We start from the raw sequence: 15,686 nt of genomic DNA on the forward strand, positions 1-15,686 counted from the left end.
GACGGCTTTATGCCCTACGCGCTCAAGCGGTCGGACACGGGGCAGCTGCTCGCCAGCAGACAGGTGAACGGCTATGGTCTCCCTTATTATGGAATCGTGCTTTGGGAGGAAGCTCCGACGTCGCTGCGAATAACCGAATCTCTCGCGTTCGCCGGGTTGACGCCGGACGACCCCATTGGAAGCCTATCCGGCTGGGAAACGGTAGAGTTGACGGAGCATCAGGCAAAGATGGCGAACGTCAAGCTTCGCAATGACCCTCTCAGAACGGTTAAGATGCTGGACGGCACTGTTTTTTCTTAAGCTTCTTTCCCGATGGTTCTTGCCGAGGTTATCAGGAGCATCTCTTGCCGTCTGCGAAGTTGTACCAATATCCCCTTCGATCAGAAAAAGGCATTTTGTGCGCTGGCCCCACTGTAGTGAAATTACAGTAATTTTGTTCTGAGCCGAGGGGACAGTGGCAAAAGGGTTCGTTTCCGTATTCTGATTCGAAGGGATAGTGGCACTCGTTTCCATATTCTGAGTTGAGGGGATAGCGATACCTGATTCCAAGTGCATGGCTGTCGTAAAAGTGGTCTTGCTGCCGTTTTCTGAATCGAGGGGATAGTGGTACCCGATTGGATAACGGTGCAGCTGCCGAGGAAGAGGAAAACTCGCAGTGAGAGTAAGGAATTCTGAAAAGCACCTTCCATGCGAGGTTTGCGGAGGAGGGTGCTTTTCTTTGCAAGAGGGCCTATTTACGCTCGAAAGCGGGCAGAAGCTGGCTAAGAAAAAGCCGATGAGGGAGGAACGAATCTTTGTATAAGCTGCTGGCGAAAGCGGCGACGAGACGATGCTCAGGTACGACGTAGAGAAATTGACCGCCATATCCCATAGCGAAAAATACGGTCGGAATGCGAGGTGCGCCGCCGTTCGGAGCGGGGAGAACCCACCAATGATAGCCGTAATGACCAACGTGCGGATAAGTCAAATAGAGCGGACGAGTGGACTGGCCGATCCATTCGGAGGAGACGACCGAACGACCGTTCCACCGGCCATTATTCAGGGCAAGCAGGCCGAGCTTGGTTATGTCCGCAGCGGGAAGTTCAAGGCTGAAGCCGCCGATAACGATACCTTGGGGATCGCTTTGCCAACGGTATTCTTCGATGCCAAGAGGGCCGAACAAATGACGCTCGGCATATTTGTCCGTCGTCATGCCGGTTGCCTTTTGCAAAATAGCGCTAAGAAGATGGGAGCTGCCGGAGCTGTAAGCCATATGACGGCCTGCCGGATGAACAATTTCCCGATCGACGATGTAGCGGATCCAATTCGGACTGCCGGTCATCGGCTTCGGAAGTCCACCCCAATCGCCCCATTCGCGCCAGTCCCAGCCGTCCGTCATCGTAAGCAAGTGCTCAATCGTAAGGTCTTGACGTTCGCAAGAAGGAATATAATCGCTTACAGCGGTATGTACGTTCTCAAGCTCGCCTCTATCGATGGCGATTCCTATGAGCAAGGAAACTACGCTTTTCGTTATGGAGTTTACTTTATGAAGCTTGCCCGGGTTATGCGGATCTCGGCAATGCGCGAAAAGGACGGCGTCGCCTTGTCTAATTTCGCAGTAATCGATTTTGGCTTTGGACACTTCGTTCGCGAAGCTGTCCAGAAAGCGGGAATCGGGCGAGGAGACGGGGTGCATCGATCGGAAGCCTCCTTTATTGAGCGGCTGTTCTAAGAGGTCGGGAAGACGGAGGCATGCCGATTGCCGGTTCGGACAAGAAACGGGGTTATCTTCTGAAGACGAAGATGCTCGTTCGGCTTAAGATCACGCAGAAAATAAGCGTACAAGTAGACGGCGTCCACAAAAGCGAGGGCAGGGTAACAGACGACCTGTTGAGGCAAATAAGGGTTGTCGATGAGAACTTGCCATTCTCCTTCGCGTTCGGAAGGAGCAATTGCAGCCAGCGTTTCGTTCTTGGCCATGCAAACGCTCTCTAGTTCGTCCCAAAGTGCGTCCCACGATGGGCTGAAACGTCCCGGCTCGGGGAATAATCGACGACCCCTGTCGATGAGGAGCAGCACGCCAGCCGCGCTGTGATCGGTATAGGCTTGCAATTCTCGGCGGAATTGCTCGACGAACGAGTAGAAGGAGGAATAGCCGGCTGATTCCATTTTTTCGCGAAATTCCTGCCCCTCTTCCAAAGCCGACAATTCGCGGAAACGGTCAAAATTCAGCGCATACATCCGCCGTCCTCCCTCCATTAGCTCAAGATTCGGTCACATCTTTTGAATATTATACCCTAACGGTTGGCATCACGTCCGTCATTTTATGATATAATGGGAAACAATGCGCAAGACGGCTGATAGCTTTTGGGAGGGACAGGGAAGATGAGTCGGCGTTTTGTCATCGAGGCGGTTATGATCGCCATCTACGGGCAGCTGCTTCTGCCGAAACGGCCGGTCGAGTATCGGATACCGTATTCGACGATCATGGAGCTTTACGATATGAAAGATAGCTCGGATCCGGTCATGCCGGAGGCGGAAGACGATCGTCACGTAAAAGAAAAGATCGGAGAAATGATAGCGTTCTTCGAGGATCCGTTTAATAAGAAGAAGCTGGAGAGGGCGCTCCAAGGCCCTTGGAAGGAAAGCCCGCCGCTGCCGATCAACGAGCATGTTACGTTCGTTGTAATCAATGCGGTCGAGAACATGCAATACGGGGAAGCGCTTGATCCGATCGAAACGGAGCTTGTTCTGACGTCGCTGCGGCTGCAGTGCCCGATATTGTCCGATCAGATTGAGTTTCAAGATAAGGTCGTACAGAACGCGGTTCCGGTTCAGCTCTATGACATCGACGACTACGAATTCGCCGTCGAGGAAGGAATCGAAGCTCCGACAGACGGATATTCGCAATAAGGAAGCTGCCGAGATTGCTCGGCAGCTTTTGCTTAACGGAGGGGCGAATCGGGTTTCGACAAGGAGAAGGAGGGAGTATCGTGAATGTTGAGTATGTTTCGATAATAATGAAATTAGCCGTCTTCGTCGTTCTGATCGCCTTCCTTATCCGTGGAAATCGAATGCGCGATTCCGGAAGGCGCAAGCCCTTCCGCTTGTTCGCCGATTGGCGTACGAAGCGCCTTAAGCCTGAGGAGAAGGTCGAATACTCTCTCTTGCTTCACGAATCCGGCCGTACGGAGGAAGCGCTTCGCTTGCTGGACGACGTCGTTCGTTCTTCCTCTTTTGCTTATGCCTATGAAAGACGGGCCCATATTTATAACGAGCTGGGTCGAGAAGAAGAAGCGATTGCCGATTTGGATGAAGCGATTAAGCTTAATCCCGAGCCGTACATCGTATGGTATACGAGAGCTATCGCCCACAACGACCGGGGCGAGCTGGAGGAAGCAGCCCGGGATTTTCAAGAAGCTCTCAAGCGTCGGGACGATTCGAAGGCTTCGACTTACTACGAGCTAGGGAATGTCTATATGAAGATGAACGATTACGAAAAAGCGGAGGCCGCCTACTCCTTGTCATTGAAGGATACTTCGAAAGCGATCCCGCATTTTTATTATCGGCTTGCGGTCGTTCTCGAGCAGCTGGACCGGGATGAGGAGGCCCTCGCTGCCGCTCGCAGCGCGGTGAAGCTGCACGTTCAATTCATGAAGGCGAATGACCGCGGCGCGGCTGCGATAAAAGAACGGACGAATTATTCGACGGTTGCGGTAGGGAGCTTCATTCGCAGCGCGAAGGAAGAATATGGGTTCCGTCTGTACGAGTCGGGCTTGCTTGAACGTATGGGAAAGCAGGAGGACGCTTTGGAGGCAGTTGAACAGGCGCTTCTCGAGTATCCGAACAACCGGGAATTGGAGCTTCGAAAAGGTGTTCTGCTTCGCCAGCTTGGCAAATTCGAAGCTTCTGAACAATTGATTAACGGCATTAAGAATATGCATCCATCCTGGATTCCCGTCTACATGGAGCTATGTACAACGTACCGCTTGCAAGAAAAAACGGAAGAAGCCGTCTCCGTCTTGCAGCAAGCGAAGAGGCGCTTTCCCGACAATACCGTTGTCAGGTATTGGCTGGCCGATGCTTATCGGGAAGCGGGCAAAACGGAGGAGGCCATCGAGGAAAACCGATCGCTTCTCGAAGTTGAGCCCGAGGATCCTCTGAATTGGAAGCAGCGCGGAGAGCTGGCGATTGATGCGGATCTTTACGAGGAAGCCGATGAGGCGTATTCGAAGGCGCTGGAATTGGTCGACAGCTCCGAATACTTCATGAGACGAAGCTTTGTCCGCTATATGGCCGATCGGTTCGAGGATGCCTTGCTGGATATTCAGTCCGCGTTGAAAAGAGACGGAAGCCTGCTGCAGGAAAGCCGCACTTCCTACGCGATGGGAGAGCTGTACGTCGGGATGGAAAATTGGGAATTGGCGGAGGCCGAATATTCGAGAGCTATCGCGCTTGAACCGGACAATCCGCAAATTTACGACCGGCGCGCGCGATGCCGTTACGCTTCGGAGCGTTTGCCCGAAGCGCTGGAAGATTGCGACCGGGGACTTGCGCTCGATCCGCATAACGCCAAGCTTCTTTGGCTTCGCGGCTTCATTTCCTTCCGTCTGGACGATTTCGAAGCCGCTTTGGCCGATTCTCTCGTCTACACGCGGATGCTTCCGGACGATCCGCAGGGGCATTACAACATTGGACTCGTATACAATCAGTTGGATCGGCACGATGACGCTATCCGAGCCTTTTCCAGAACAATTGATTTAAATCCGTTCGAAGCGCAAGCTTACCTGGAACGAGCGAAGCTCCGTTACCATTATTCGTTCGACCGGGGCAGGGCTGCTGACGATTTGGCACAGTGGCTGCTGTACGCGGGCGGGGAAAAAACGGACAACGACCGGTTCGCGCTGCTTGGCGAGCTGTCAGGGTTCGACGACGAAATGCGCGATAGAGCCAAGGAGCAGTTCGTGAGCACTTACGGCATTCCGTATCCCGCTACTTATCATGAAACCGGTCATTGCAGGGGAACGTATAGCAACGTATTAATCAAATTAAAATCGATCCGTATCGATTGGGAGGAATTCACATGCTCGTCACGACTACACCGAACGTGGAAGGGTACCGCATTACGCAATACAAAGGAATTGTGAATGGCGAAACGATTATGGGAGCTAACATTTTTCGCGATTTTCTTGCATCGATTACCGACGTTGTAGGCGGCCGCTCGGGCTCATACGAAAGCAAGCTGAAAGAAGCGCGGGATATCGCGTTGTCGGAAATGGTCGCGCAGGCTCAGCAGCTAGGAGCGAACGGAATAGTAGGCGTCGACATCGATTACGAAGTGGTGCGCGAAGGTATGCTGATGGTTGCCGTTAGCGGAACGGCCGTTCTGGTCGAACCTTAATGACGTTAAATAGTTGGGAGATGACGTTTTGAAGTATAGAAAGCTTGGTAAAACCGGATTGCAAGTGTCCGTCGTCGGTGTGGGCACTTGGCAGTTCGGCGGCGAATGGGGTAGAACGTACGAGCAGAGCGAAGCCGATGCGATTCTTGGCCGCGCCGCCGAGCTCGGCATCAATCTGATCGATACGGCGGAGTGCTACGGCGATCATTTGTCCGAGTCGCTTATCGGCAACTACATACAGGGCAACAGATCGGACTGGATTGTAGCGACGAAGTTCGGCCATCGCTTTCACAATCGGTTCGAGCGAACGGACGAGGGCGATCCCGCCGAAGTGATCCTGCAGTTGGAGCGGTCTTTACAAGCGCTGAGAACGGATTACATCGATCTGTATCAGTTCCATTCCTTGCCGAACGTCGTATTCGATCGGGATGCGTTATGGGAAGCTCTGGACCGTCAGGTTCAAGCGGGGAAAATTCGTCATCTCGGCATTTCCATCGGCTCGAACGAGAACATCCACCAGACGTCTCGCGCCGAGGCCGTCGGAGCCGAAGCGATTCAAGTCGTCTATAACAGGCTCGACCGCAAGCCCGAAGCGGAAGTGTTCCCTTCATGTCTGGAGCAGAACCTCGGGGTTCTGGCACGCGTTCCGCTCGCCAGCGGACTGTTAAGCGGCAAGTATAAGCCGGGCGCCGCCTTCGCAACCGACGATGTTCGTTCGCGGAGGGATCGGGCCGCGGTCGAGGCGCAGCTCGTCGAAGCGGAACGAATCAAGCGCGAAGAGGTTCCTTCCGGAACGGATATGGCCGCTTGGGCGCTTGCCTGGTGCTTGAAGCATCCGGCGGTCACAAGCGTTATCCCGGGCTGCAAGGATCCGGCTCAAGTGGAAGCGAATGCGGCAGCGGTCGATTTGGTGGAAGCCGGACACCCGCAGGACGTTCGATAGTAAAGGAGTCGCGCGATGAATGACAACGTTATTCCCGTTTACGTATTGAGCGGCTTTCTCGGAAGCGGCAAAACGACCTTGCTGAACCTGCTCCTCGATGACGCCAAGGAGCGAGGCTGGAAGCCGGCCGTTCTTATGAACGAAGTCGGGGACATTCATATCGAAGGGGCGGTCGCGAGAGAAGACGTGCCGATGACGGAGCTGTTGGGCGGCTGTATTTGCTGCTCCAGCCGCGGCGATCTGGGCTTGGAGCTAGTGAAGCTGGCGCAAGAGCATCAGCCGGACGTGATTTGGATCGAATCGACCGGAATCGCCCAGCCGTTCGAAATCATGGACTCGGTCACCGAGGCGTCATTATACGCGAAGATCGAGTTAAGAGGGGTTATTACGGTCGTAGATGCCCGTCATCTTCTCGATCGGCTGCGGATCGGCTCGGGCAAAACGTTCAAGCTGATGAAGGAGCAAATCCGGGTCGCCTCCCATCTGGTGCTCAACAAAATCGATTTGGTCAGGGAAGAGGAGCTGGGAGAAGTCGAGGCCGCTCTCTCCGACTGGAATGCGCATGCTAAGCTGGCCGCCACGGTCAAAAGCCGCATCGAGCCGGACTGGGTATATGCGGACTGGACGAATCCGAATACGAATGAGCTTGCGATTCGTTCGGCCTGCAACAACGACGACCCCGATCACGAGCACGACGATTCCTGCGCATCGGCGCCATATTCGCCGCACGCTCATCATCATGCTCACGAAGAGAACGAGGCTCACGATCATGTGAACGCAGTCACCCACTATTTGCCGGGCGCAGCGGATAGTCACGCATTCGAAGCTTTCTTGAAACGATTGCCGGACGGCGTCTACAGAGCCAAAGGAATCGTCCGCTTTCACGACACGGCCAATCGGTATTTGTTTCAGTATGCGTACAAGGAAACCGATTTTTTGCCCATCACGCCTCAGAAGACGGTTCACGACGTCGCCGTTTTTATCGGGGAAGGCTTCTCGAAAACAGAGCTTCGAAAGCAGCTCGACGATCTGTTCGAGGCTCAAGATTAGTAACTTAATCATCAACCCATTATGACAGCCCTCGGTCCTTGACGGATTCCGGGGGCTGTTTTGTCATGCTTACGGCTTTGCTATCAAGGGGCTTGAACGATGAAAGCCTCTCCTTTCCGCATAGTTTCCTGCCTTGCCGGAAAAAGTAAGGCGGGGGGTGAGAGGATGTCCATGCCAATCGGAAAAACGAGCATTGCTCCTATCATTATGGTCATTATGCTGTCGATCGGTCTGCTTAATCACGTCATCATTATGCCTCTGCTGCTCGGAGCGGCCGGCCGCGACGCCTGGCTCTCGATCTTGCTGTGCAGCGCCTTGCTGCCTCTATGGCTGCTTATCGTGCATCGCGTTGTTCAAGCGGTCAGGCAGCAGCCGATGCTGGCATGGATAGAATCCGTCTCCGGAAAAGCCAGCCGAATGACGGTTGCCTTCATTTTCGGAGTTCTATTGGTTATGGACATCGTCATTACGTCTACGGATACGCTGACATGGGCTACAACGACCTATTTGCCCAAAACGCCGATGGTCGTTACGACTTCCGTCTTTTTGATTTTATGCGGCTTCGCGGCGTATGTCGGCTTCCGAACGATCGCTATCGTATCCGGCATATTGCTCCCCTTCGTCGTTCTGCTCGGCTTTTTCGTCGCCGGCGCGAATACCGGACGCAAAAATTACAACGAGCTGTTCCCGATATTGGAGCATGGCTGGAGCCCCGTTTTGCGCGGAATGTTGATCGTCGGCGGTGGATTCGCCGAATTGATCCTGTTCATCCTCCTCCAGCAATATGCGAACAGCCCGTTCAAACGCAAGCAAGTTTTGTTGACGGGGGTCATCATAAGCGTGCTGTGCATGGGCCGACGGTCGCGGCGCTTGCCGAATTCGGTCCGGCGGAGGCCAGTCTCCAACGGTACCCGGCCTTTTCTCAATGGCGTCTCGTACAGATCGGCAAATATATCGAGCATCTCGATTTTTTTGCGATCTACCAATGGCTGAGCGGTGCATTCGTGCGTACGGCGTCGGCGCTGTGTCTTTTGGCGGACATGTTCGGCGTTCGTTCCAACAAACATAGAGGGGCGTTCATCGCCTTAATAATTTTTCTCGTTCTGTTTGTAAACGTCTATCCGACGGGAGACTCCTTGCAATATTTTCTCGTTTCCTGGTATACGCCATCGATGCTTCCGATCGCCTTGTTGCTGTCCATGTACTTGTTCCTGCTCGCCGTCGTTTCGCGGAAGGGAGGAAAATCGAATGCTCAAAACGGGGCATAGCTGGTTCGACGATGCTATCGAAGGCTGCTCGGACGTAAGGCTTGAGCACCTCGCTGCCGAAGCCGGTTCAATCGTAATTGCATTCGAAGAAGCAATGATCGATTATCGGCTGCTGTATGAGACTATCGTGCCGAAGTGGTTGGCCGAAGAAAGAAAAGAAGACGGTCGGCGCAAGCCGCCTTACCAAACGAGCGAGCTCCATCAAGAGACGGATGCGGACAAAAAAGCGCTGCTTTCCATACTGTTCTCGGGCGCTATTCTGCTATTTGCGGATGGTCGCGTCTTCGCTGCCGGATTGTCGCAAATTCCCGGAAGAAGTCCGGAGGAATCGAGCACCGAAATATCGGTCAAAGGGCCGAAGGACGGACTGATCGAAGAGCTGTCGGTCAACATTGCCCTGATTCGAAAGAGGTTGCGCTCCGTCGATTTGAAGGTACAAAGATTTGCGGTCGGCTCCGTTACGCAGACGCCTGTGGCGCTTCTATACGTAGCAAGCCGAGCGAAGCCGGAATTAATCGAGGAGGCTTGCCGCCGAATCCGATCCATCAAGGTGGATGCATTGGAAGGTGCGGCTATCGAGGGGCTGCTGCAGGACAATCCGTCCAGCCTGTTTCCCGAGCTCGATTATAGCGGACGGCCCGATTACTTGTTTGAAGCGTTAATGAAGGGAAGAGTCGTCTTCCTGGTTGAAGGAACTCCCCAAGGCTTCGTAGCCCCAATTAATATGTTCCTGCTGCTGAAATCGCCCGAAGACAGCAGCATGCCTTACTATTTCGTAACGTTCGAAAGGATTATTCGTCTCGTCGGCCTGGTGTGTACATTGCTTCTGCCTGGATTCTGGGTAGCGCTCTCCGCGTACAACCCCGACCAAATCCCGTTTCCTCTGCTGGCAACGGTCATCCAGTCCCGCAACGGGTTGCCGTTATCGACAACGATGGAAATGACGCTTATGCTCCTTATGTTCGAGCTGTTCCGGGAGGCGGGGGTCCGGCTGCCGCGCGCGGTCGGTCAAACGGTAGCCGTCGTAGGGGGACTTATCGTGGGGGACGCTGCCATTCGCGCCGGGATGACTTCTCCGACGATGCTCGTCGTATCAGCGATTACGGCGGTCACATCGTTCACCTTGGTCAATCAGACTTTGATCGGCGCGGTTACCGTCTTGCGTTTTGGCGTTCTCCTCCTTAGTTCGGTACTTGGTATGTTCGGCTTTTTTATTGGGCTATTCTCGCTCATTTTGTATGTGTCGACGCTTAATTCCTTCGGCCATCCTTATTTGTCGCCGGTTTCTCCGATCCGTTGGAAAGACGTGCTGCCCGCGCTCATACGTCTGCCTATCCGCAGCAGGAGAGGAGCATTCTCGCCCAAGCGGCCGGAATCGGGATCGTCCCAATCGGAGGGAAAGCGATGAGAGAGAAGCTGAGGCGTATACTTCTATCGGGAGTGTGCCTTGTCATTCTATCGACGATGCTATCGGCTTGCTGGGACGAGGTTACGATTCAAGACGTCAATTACGTCACGGCGCTCGGAGTCGATTATGACGCGCAATCGGAGCAATTCACGTTATACGTCCAATTGATCGATATGTCGACCGTCGCTAAAAGCGAAGCAAACTCGGCTACGAGCAATGCGCCGGCCTCTTTCACTGGCATAGCCAAAGGCCATACGGTTTATTTGGCGATGCAGGACTTGCTCAATACGATTCAGGAACCACCTTCGCTGGAGCAATTGATGGCGGTCATCGTCAACGAGAGGGCGCTTTCCCAAATGAGCGATATATTGGACGCCCTTAATCGCAACCGCGCCGTTCGTTATACGACGCAATTGACTGCAACGGATATCGATATTCCGGAGCTGTTCAATGCCGATCGCTATTTCAACAAATCGCCGCTCATGAATGTCTACTACAACCCCGGTTACAACGTGGAGAAGCGGCCTCACAGTCCGATAGCGGACGTTCAGCATTTCGTCCGCGAATATCGGAACCCGACCTTGACGGCGCTCATTCCGCGAATGGTCATGTCCGACAAGCATTGGCTGGCGGAAGGCAAGCCTGCCCGGTTCCCCTACGTAGAAGGTGCCTATGCGTTCAAGAAGGGCAAATGGATCGGCGAAATCAAGGACGAAGAAATTCGCGGAATGAAATGGTTCAAAGCATCGATGCTGCAATCGACTATCCCTATCATGAAGGACGGTTCTTATGCGGCAAGCTTGTCCGTCATTTCGAACAAGGGGCAAATCAAGTACGTTCCCGGCGTTAACGGCGGCTCGTACGTATTTACGCTCAACGTTCAGTCCGTCGTCAAGGAGCAGATGGAGAAGCTCGGAATGCGGCAAATGATGCAACTGGCCGAGAAAGCGGTCAAGGATGATTTGCAACGCTCCATCCAATATTCGGCGAAGAAGGGAATAGACCTGTATAATGTAGAGGAGCAAGCCTACCGGTATCATCACAAAAGTTGGGTAAAGGCTAAGGCGGAAGGAATCGAGTTTGAGCGGCTTCCGGTGAAAATGATCGTGAACGTTAAAATTATGAGCACCGGTAAGCTGAAGTGACCTCAGGGAAGGAGAATCGCTGCAACATGGAATGCAAAAGGATCGATACCGAAGATGAACTGAAGCAAGCTTTCGCCATCCGAATGGAAGTGTTCGTCGACGAGCAGGGCGTGCCCGAATCGGAGGAAATGGACGAATACGACGTTTTGTCGGCACCGTGCACACATTTTCTCTTATGGCAGGACGGCGTCCCGATCGCGACGGGGCGCTGGCGCGAATACGACGACCGTCCCGGGGCCGTGAAAATACAGCGGTTTGCCGTTCGGGCGCGTTACAGAGGGACGGGGGCCGGCCGTGTTCTGATGGAGGGGATGGAGCGAGATGCGCGCACGCGAGGATTCACGCAGGCTGTGTTGGACGCGCAATGTACAGCCGAGCCGTTCTACCTGAAGCTCGGATATGTGACAGAATCGGAAGAAGCATTCCTCGATGCGGGCATTCTTCACGTCAGAATGAGCAGATCTCTGAAATAGTTTCCATTCCTTTATTGACATTGATAATCGTTATCATTAAAATGAGAACAAACCGATATCCCGAAAGGAGCTGACGTTTGTTTTGCACGAGCATTCGGATTCCACTCCCAGATTGGCGTTTCATTTTTCAACGGTCAAGCTCTTGTCGCCGGATTCCATGCTGGCCGTGCCTCTAGGACAAGGCATCATGCACAAGGCGCCCGAAAGCGAATGGGTGCAGCTGGACGAAGGACTTCCCGACGATACGCACGTGAACCGCTTGCAAGTATACGGTGAAGATATATACGCCTGCACGAATCAAGGCTTGTTCAAGAGAGAAGAGAATTGGTGGACTCCCGGCGGTCTCGGAGCGTTCTGCTATCAATTCAAGCAGGTTGGCCGAGTATCGCTGGCCGGCACGTCCAATGGATTATGGTGCAAGGACGGGAATGAATGGCGGGCGCTCTCCTGCTCGGGCAGAGTCGTTTACGATTTTTTATATTTGCCTCATTTTATAGTCATCGGAATGGATTTGGGATTATCGATCTACGATAGGCTCGCTCAAGCCTGGATGAATTTCCGGTTGAACGTAGCGGTGACGAGCCTCATCGTTTCGCAGGGCGTTATCATGGGAGCGACGGAAAAAGGCGAGCTTCTGATCGGCAATCGGAAAGGCGGCTTCGAGCGGTACAAATTCGGCAGCTTGTTCGTCTTCAACGTCGTTAATGCGGGCAACGAGTCCTTCGCCTGCACCGACAAGGGACTGTACCGGATCAGCCGGTTCCGCAATGCGCCGCGCCTTATGGCCGTGAAGCTCGGCTGTCAGGTAACCGACGTCGACTCCGACGGCGAGAGCCTCTACATCGCAACCTTGTTTCAAGGCGTGCAAAAAATATAAAGGCGAGCATAACGAGGGGCTGTCCCAAAAGGTCATAAAATGGACCTAAGGGGCAGCCCCTGTTTCAGTGTGGTCGAGAGCGCAACAGTGGTACGAGGTACCGTACAATCGGCTCGAAGTGGTGTTCGAGTGCGCAACAGTGGTACGAGGTACCGTACAATCGGCCGAAAGTGCGGTCGAGCGCGTAACAGTGGGAAGAGGTACCATACAATCAGCCGAGAGTGCTGTCGAGAACGCAACAGTGGGACGAGGTACCATACATTCGGTGGGATGTGCGGTCGAGAGCGCAACAGTGGGACGAGGTACTATACAATCAGCCGTGAGTGCTGTCGAGAACGCAACAGTGGGAAGAGGTACCATACAATCGGCGGGAAGTGCGGTCGAGAGCGCAGCAGTGGGACGAGGTACCATACTTTCGGCGGGAAGTGCGGTCGAGAGCGCAGCAGTGGGACGAGGTACCGTACAATCGGCCGAAAGTGCGGTCGAGAGCGCAACAGTGGGACGAGGTACCATACAATCGGCCGAAGGTGCGGTCGAGAACGCAACAGTGGGACGAGGTACCATACTTTCGGCCGAAGGTGCGGTCGAGAGCGCAGCAGTGGGACGAGGTACCATACTTTCGGCGGGAAGTGCGGTCGAGAGCGCAGCAGTGGGACGAGGTACCGTACAATCGGCCGAAAGTGCGGTCGAGCGCGTAACAGTGGGACGAGGTACCATACAATCGGCCAAAAGTGTGGTCGAGAGCGCAACAATGGGACGAGGTACCATACAATCGGCGGGAAGTGCGGTCGAGAGCGCAACAGAGGGGCTGTCCCAAAAGGTCATAAAATGGACCTAAGGGGCAGCCCCTTCATTTGGCAAGATGGAAGCGTCGAATAACCACTTTTTACATCCAACTTGCATGGACTAACCGTGAATGTTGTTAATGCCGCTGTGAATTAACTAAGCGAAAGCACCTTCGTCATGTTGTCGGGCAGCCTGATGCGGAACACCGTTCCTTCGCCGACCCGGCTGTCGACAGTGATGCTGCCTCCGTGCAAATCGACGATCGATTTCGTAATGGAGAGGCCGAGCCCCGCTCCGCCGGATTTTCTCGTGCGGGAGGAATCGATGCGATAGAACCTTTCGAACAAATGGGGCAAATGATCGGGCAAGATGCCCGACCCGTTATCGGCGACGGACAATTCGATACCTTGCGCAACCGGTCTTACGAGCAGACGAATTTTGCCCCGCTCGGGGTCCGTATGCTGAATAGAGTTGTGGAAGAGGTTCAATATCACTTGCTTGATCTTATCGATGTCAAGCAATCGATAAGATCCGAAGTGAAGATCGAACTCGACTTTTCTTCGATCCGCAAGCAGCTGTAGCTGAGGCTCCATCTCTTCGACAATTGAGGAGAGATCGGCTTCGGTCCATTGTACGGTAGGAGCGCGGTCAAGCCTGGCGAGAGTAAGCAAATCGCGGACGAGCTTGTTCATGCGCTCGGATTCCCCATGCATGCTTTCCAGCGATTTGCGAAGCTGCTCCGGATTCGAAGCTGCTCCGCGGAGCAGAACCTCCAGAAAGCCGTGGATGGAAGTCAGCGGAGTGCGCAGCTCGTGGGAAGCGTCCGCTACGAATCGGCGCATCTGCTCCTTCGCTTCCTGCTCCGCCAGGAACGAAGCTTCCAGCCGACCGAGCATCAGGTTGAAGGAATGGGCGAGACGATCGATTTCCGTCTGCCCATGCTCTTCCGGCAGCCGCTCGTTCAATCTCTCCGAGTCCATCCGCTCCATCGTGCCGACGATATTCGATAAAGGAATAAGCGTCTTTCGCAGCACGGGACGGAACGTAAGCAGTCCGAGAACGAGGGCGAACACGGCGAGTCCGACGAACAGCAGCAGCTGGCGAAGCAAATCCTCTTTCATCGGCGCGGTTCGCGTGCTGATTTGGACGATTCCGCCGTTACCTCGGTCGAAGCTTCGAACCTGCCCTAGAACGACAAGCTGTTCCGACCCGCGTCGTCGACGACAATTTCGTAACCGCCGTTTTTATTGCGAGGAACGTTCCGGGCTTCTCGTAAGCATCGGCTTCCAAGCGGGGAATGGAGCCGGATTGCTTGTCCGAGCTGATCTCGTGGAACGTTCCGTCCGCTTCGATGTAGGCGACGGAAGTGCCGGGAAAAAACAGGAACGGATCGTTGCGCCCTCTTCGCGCTATAGAATCGAAGCGCTCCCACATGTCGCCGGGTATCGATTCGATCTGGCGCAGCAGCGTGGAAGCTTTATTTTGATATACGAAAGATTTTATGAACACATATTGAAGCATCCCTACGAGAACGAGCACCGCCGCCAAAACCGCAAGCGATCGGGTCAGCAATTGGAATTGGAGGGAGCGCGGCAGCCATCGGAGCCAAGGACGGAGCCGCTTCATCGGATGTCGACCCGGTAGCCGGCTCCTCGAATCGTGCGGATAATTTTATGCTCGCGATCAAGTATTTTGTCACGCAGCGACCGAATGTACACTTCCACTATATTTTCTTCTCCCCCGAAGTCGTATCCCCAAACCCGCTCCAAAATGACGCTTTTGCTCAGTACCGCTCCGTGGTTCAGAACGAGACATTTCAACAGCTCGTATTCCGTCGGAGACAGCTCCAGCTCCCGTTCCTGGAACATGATCCTCTTGCTGGTGTTATCGATCCGGAACGGGCCGATGTGCATTTCCTCCAGCAGTTGAGGGAATTGATTGCGAATGCGGGCATGAACGCGGGCGAGCAGCTCCGAGAAGCTGAACGGCTTGGGCATATAATCGTCGGCACCTACCGTTAATCCCCTTACCCGGTCGTCGATATCTTCTTTGGCTGTCAGCATGATCACAGCAACGGGCTGCATTCTTTTGAGCCTGCTGCACACTTCGAAGCCGTCCATCTCCGCATCATGACGTCCAGAATGACGACGTGCGGGCGGAACTGCTCCGCGGCGGCCAATCCTGCTACTCCATCCGGAGCCGTCTGCACCTGAAATCCCTCATTCGAGAGCCCCAGCTCCAGAAATTGCAAAATATTCGGCTCGTCGTCTATCAATAAAATTTTGATTCCTTTGTTCTGCTGCATGCTCTTATTCCTCCTCGATGGTATTCCTATTATGCTCTAACCGCCTTAACT

At 54.0% G+C, this 15,686-nt stretch carries 16 protein-coding genes and 1 pseudogene; 12 read left to right on the plus strand and 5 right to left on the minus strand.

What is annotated here, in order from left to right:
* Positions 1 to 9 precede the first annotated feature (9 nt).
* Positions 10 to 300 (plus strand): hypothetical protein, encoded by a 291-nt coding sequence (locus tag D3H35_RS04880; RefSeq protein WP_119148005.1) that lies wholly within the window; start codon positions 10 to 12, stop codon positions 298 to 300.
* A 430-nt stretch (positions 301 to 730) separates the two neighbouring features.
* Here D3H35_RS04880 and D3H35_RS04885 read toward each other — a convergent pair whose 3' ends face one another.
* Positions 731 to 1,675: a serine hydrolase domain-containing protein gene (locus D3H35_RS04885; RefSeq protein ID WP_119148006.1), complete on the minus strand. Its 945-nt coding sequence runs from the start codon at positions 1,673 to 1,675 to the stop codon at positions 731 to 733.
* Between the two features lie 32 nt (positions 1,676 to 1,707).
* Positions 1,708 to 2,220: a hypothetical protein gene (locus D3H35_RS04890; RefSeq protein ID WP_119148007.1), complete on the minus strand. Its 513-nt coding sequence runs from the start codon at positions 2,218 to 2,220 to the stop codon at positions 1,708 to 1,710.
* A gap of 144 nt (positions 2,221 to 2,364) precedes the next feature.
* Between D3H35_RS04890 and D3H35_RS04895 the strand changes: the two genes are divergently transcribed.
* The 11 genes from D3H35_RS04895 to D3H35_RS04945 all read left to right on the plus strand — a co-directional run bounded on the left by D3H35_RS04895 (position 2,365) and on the right by D3H35_RS04945 (position 12,544).
* Positions 2,365 to 2,892, plus strand: a complete 528-nt coding sequence (locus tag D3H35_RS04895) for an ADP-heptose synthase (RefSeq protein ID WP_119148008.1) — start codon at positions 2,365 to 2,367, stop codon at positions 2,890 to 2,892.
* 80 nt (positions 2,893 to 2,972) lie between these two features.
* Positions 2,973 to 5,126 (plus strand): tetratricopeptide repeat protein, encoded by a 2,154-nt coding sequence (locus tag D3H35_RS04900; protein WP_147355740.1) that lies wholly within the window; start codon positions 2,973 to 2,975, stop codon positions 5,124 to 5,126.
* Entirely contained in the window at positions 5,063 to 5,380 is a 318-nt protein-coding gene (locus D3H35_RS04905; protein WP_119148010.1) for a YbjQ family protein, read from the plus strand. Before D3H35_RS04900 ends, D3H35_RS04905 begins: the two co-directional genes overlap by 64 nt.
* A 28-nt stretch (positions 5,381 to 5,408) precedes the next feature.
* Positions 5,409 to 6,323, plus strand: coding sequence for an aldo/keto reductase (locus tag D3H35_RS04910; RefSeq protein WP_119148011.1), 915 nt, complete (start codon positions 5,409 to 5,411; stop codon positions 6,321 to 6,323).
* 15 nt (positions 6,324 to 6,338) lie between these two features.
* Positions 6,339 to 7,373 carry a CobW family GTP-binding protein gene (locus tag D3H35_RS04915; protein WP_119148012.1) on the plus strand — a complete coding sequence of 345 codons (1,035 nt, stop codon included), beginning with the start codon at positions 6,339 to 6,341 and terminating at the stop codon, positions 7,371 to 7,373.
* A gap of 165 nt (positions 7,374 to 7,538) precedes the next feature.
* On the plus strand, positions 7,539 to 8,366 hold the full coding sequence (locus D3H35_RS04920) for a GerAB/ArcD/ProY family transporter (RefSeq protein WP_158593947.1): 828 nt from the start codon (positions 7,539 to 7,541) through the stop codon (positions 8,364 to 8,366).
* Positions 8,367 to 8,404: 38 nt separating this feature from the next.
* Positions 8,405 to 8,641 (plus strand): hypothetical protein, encoded by a 237-nt coding sequence (locus tag D3H35_RS04925; RefSeq protein WP_147355741.1) that lies wholly within the window; start codon positions 8,405 to 8,407, stop codon positions 8,639 to 8,641.
* Positions 8,622 to 10,049 (plus strand): spore germination protein, encoded by a 1,428-nt coding sequence (locus tag D3H35_RS04930; RefSeq protein WP_119148015.1) that lies wholly within the window; start codon positions 8,622 to 8,624, stop codon positions 10,047 to 10,049. Before D3H35_RS04925 ends, D3H35_RS04930 begins: the two co-directional genes overlap by 20 nt.
* A complete protein-coding gene (locus tag D3H35_RS04935; RefSeq protein ID WP_119148016.1) occupies positions 10,046 to 11,194 on the plus strand; it encodes a Ger(x)C family spore germination protein in 1,149 nt (382 codons plus the stop codon). The genes D3H35_RS04930 and D3H35_RS04935 overlap by 4 nt, the downstream gene beginning before the upstream one ends.
* A gap of 26 nt (positions 11,195 to 11,220) precedes the next feature.
* The gene (locus D3H35_RS04940) at positions 11,221 to 11,667 is read left to right on the plus strand and encodes a GNAT family N-acetyltransferase (RefSeq protein WP_119148017.1); all 447 of its coding nucleotides are present in this window, start codon (positions 11,221 to 11,223) and stop codon (positions 11,665 to 11,667) included.
* 82 nt (positions 11,668 to 11,749) lie between these two features.
* Positions 11,750 to 12,544 carry a hypothetical protein gene (locus D3H35_RS04945; RefSeq protein ID WP_119148018.1) on the plus strand — a complete coding sequence of 265 codons (795 nt, stop codon included), beginning with the start codon at positions 11,750 to 11,752 and terminating at the stop codon, positions 12,542 to 12,544.
* A 938-nt stretch (positions 12,545 to 13,482) separates the two neighbouring features.
* Here D3H35_RS04945 and D3H35_RS04955 read toward each other — a convergent pair.
* The 3 genes and pseudogenes from D3H35_RS04955 to D3H35_RS04960 all read right to left on the minus strand — a co-directional run bounded on the left by D3H35_RS04955 (position 13,483) and on the right by D3H35_RS04960 (position 15,635).
* Positions 13,483 to 14,451 (minus strand): sensor histidine kinase, encoded by a 969-nt coding sequence (locus D3H35_RS04955; protein ID WP_233567767.1) that lies wholly within the window; start codon positions 14,449 to 14,451, stop codon positions 13,483 to 13,485.
* Positions 14,452 to 14,488: 37 nt separating this feature from the next.
* Entirely contained in the window at positions 14,489 to 14,956 is a 468-nt protein-coding gene (locus tag D3H35_RS32065; RefSeq protein ID WP_233567768.1) for a hypothetical protein, read from the minus strand.
* Positions 14,953 to 15,635: pseudogene (locus D3H35_RS04960) on the minus strand (response regulator transcription factor). The gene D3H35_RS32065 and the pseudogene D3H35_RS04960 overlap by 4 nt, the downstream one beginning before the upstream one ends.
* Positions 15,636 to 15,686 lie beyond the last annotated feature (51 nt).

Source organism: Cohnella faecalis (assembly GCF_003570905.1).
In the GTDB taxonomy this organism is placed as follows: Bacteria; Bacillota; Bacilli; order Paenibacillales; family Paenibacillaceae; genus Cohnella; species Cohnella faecalis.

What these genes read in the sequence shown, in the direction of transcription:
- D3H35_RS04880 (WP_119148005.1), top strand. Translation starts at nt 10, where the DNA reads ATGCCCTACGCGCTCAAGCGGTCGGACACGGGGCAGCTGCTCGCCAGC.
- D3H35_RS04885 (WP_119148006.1), bottom strand. Translation starts at nt 1,675, where the DNA reads ATGCACCCCGTCTCCTCGCCCGATTCCCGCTTTCTGGACAGCTTCGCG.
- D3H35_RS04930 (WP_119148015.1), top strand. Translation starts at nt 8,622, where the DNA reads ATGCTCAAAACGGGGCATAGCTGGTTCGACGATGCTATCGAAGGCTGC.
- D3H35_RS04940 (WP_119148017.1), top strand. Translation starts at nt 11,221, where the DNA reads ATGGAATGCAAAAGGATCGATACCGAAGATGAACTGAAGCAAGCTTTC.
- D3H35_RS04955 (WP_233567767.1), bottom strand. Translation starts at nt 14,451, where the DNA reads ATGAAAGAGGATTTGCTTCGCCAGCTGCTGCTGTTCGTCGGACTCGCC.
- D3H35_RS04935 (WP_119148016.1), top strand. Translation starts at nt 10,046, where the DNA reads ATGAGAGAGAAGCTGAGGCGTATACTTCTATCGGGAGTGTGCCTTGTC.
- D3H35_RS32065 (WP_233567768.1), bottom strand. Translation starts at nt 14,956, where the DNA reads ATGAAGCGGCTCCGTCCTTGGCTCCGATGGCTGCCGCGCTCCCTCCAA.
- D3H35_RS04915 (WP_119148012.1), top strand. Translation starts at nt 6,339, where the DNA reads ATGAATGACAACGTTATTCCCGTTTACGTATTGAGCGGCTTTCTCGGA.
- D3H35_RS04895 (WP_119148008.1), top strand. Translation starts at nt 2,365, where the DNA reads ATGAGTCGGCGTTTTGTCATCGAGGCGGTTATGATCGCCATCTACGGG.
- D3H35_RS04905 (WP_119148010.1), top strand. Translation starts at nt 5,063, where the DNA reads ATGCTCGTCACGACTACACCGAACGTGGAAGGGTACCGCATTACGCAA.
- D3H35_RS04890 (WP_119148007.1), bottom strand. Translation starts at nt 2,220, where the DNA reads ATGTATGCGCTGAATTTTGACCGTTTCCGCGAATTGTCGGCTTTGGAA.
- D3H35_RS04920 (WP_158593947.1), top strand. Translation starts at nt 7,539, where the DNA reads ATGTCCATGCCAATCGGAAAAACGAGCATTGCTCCTATCATTATGGTC.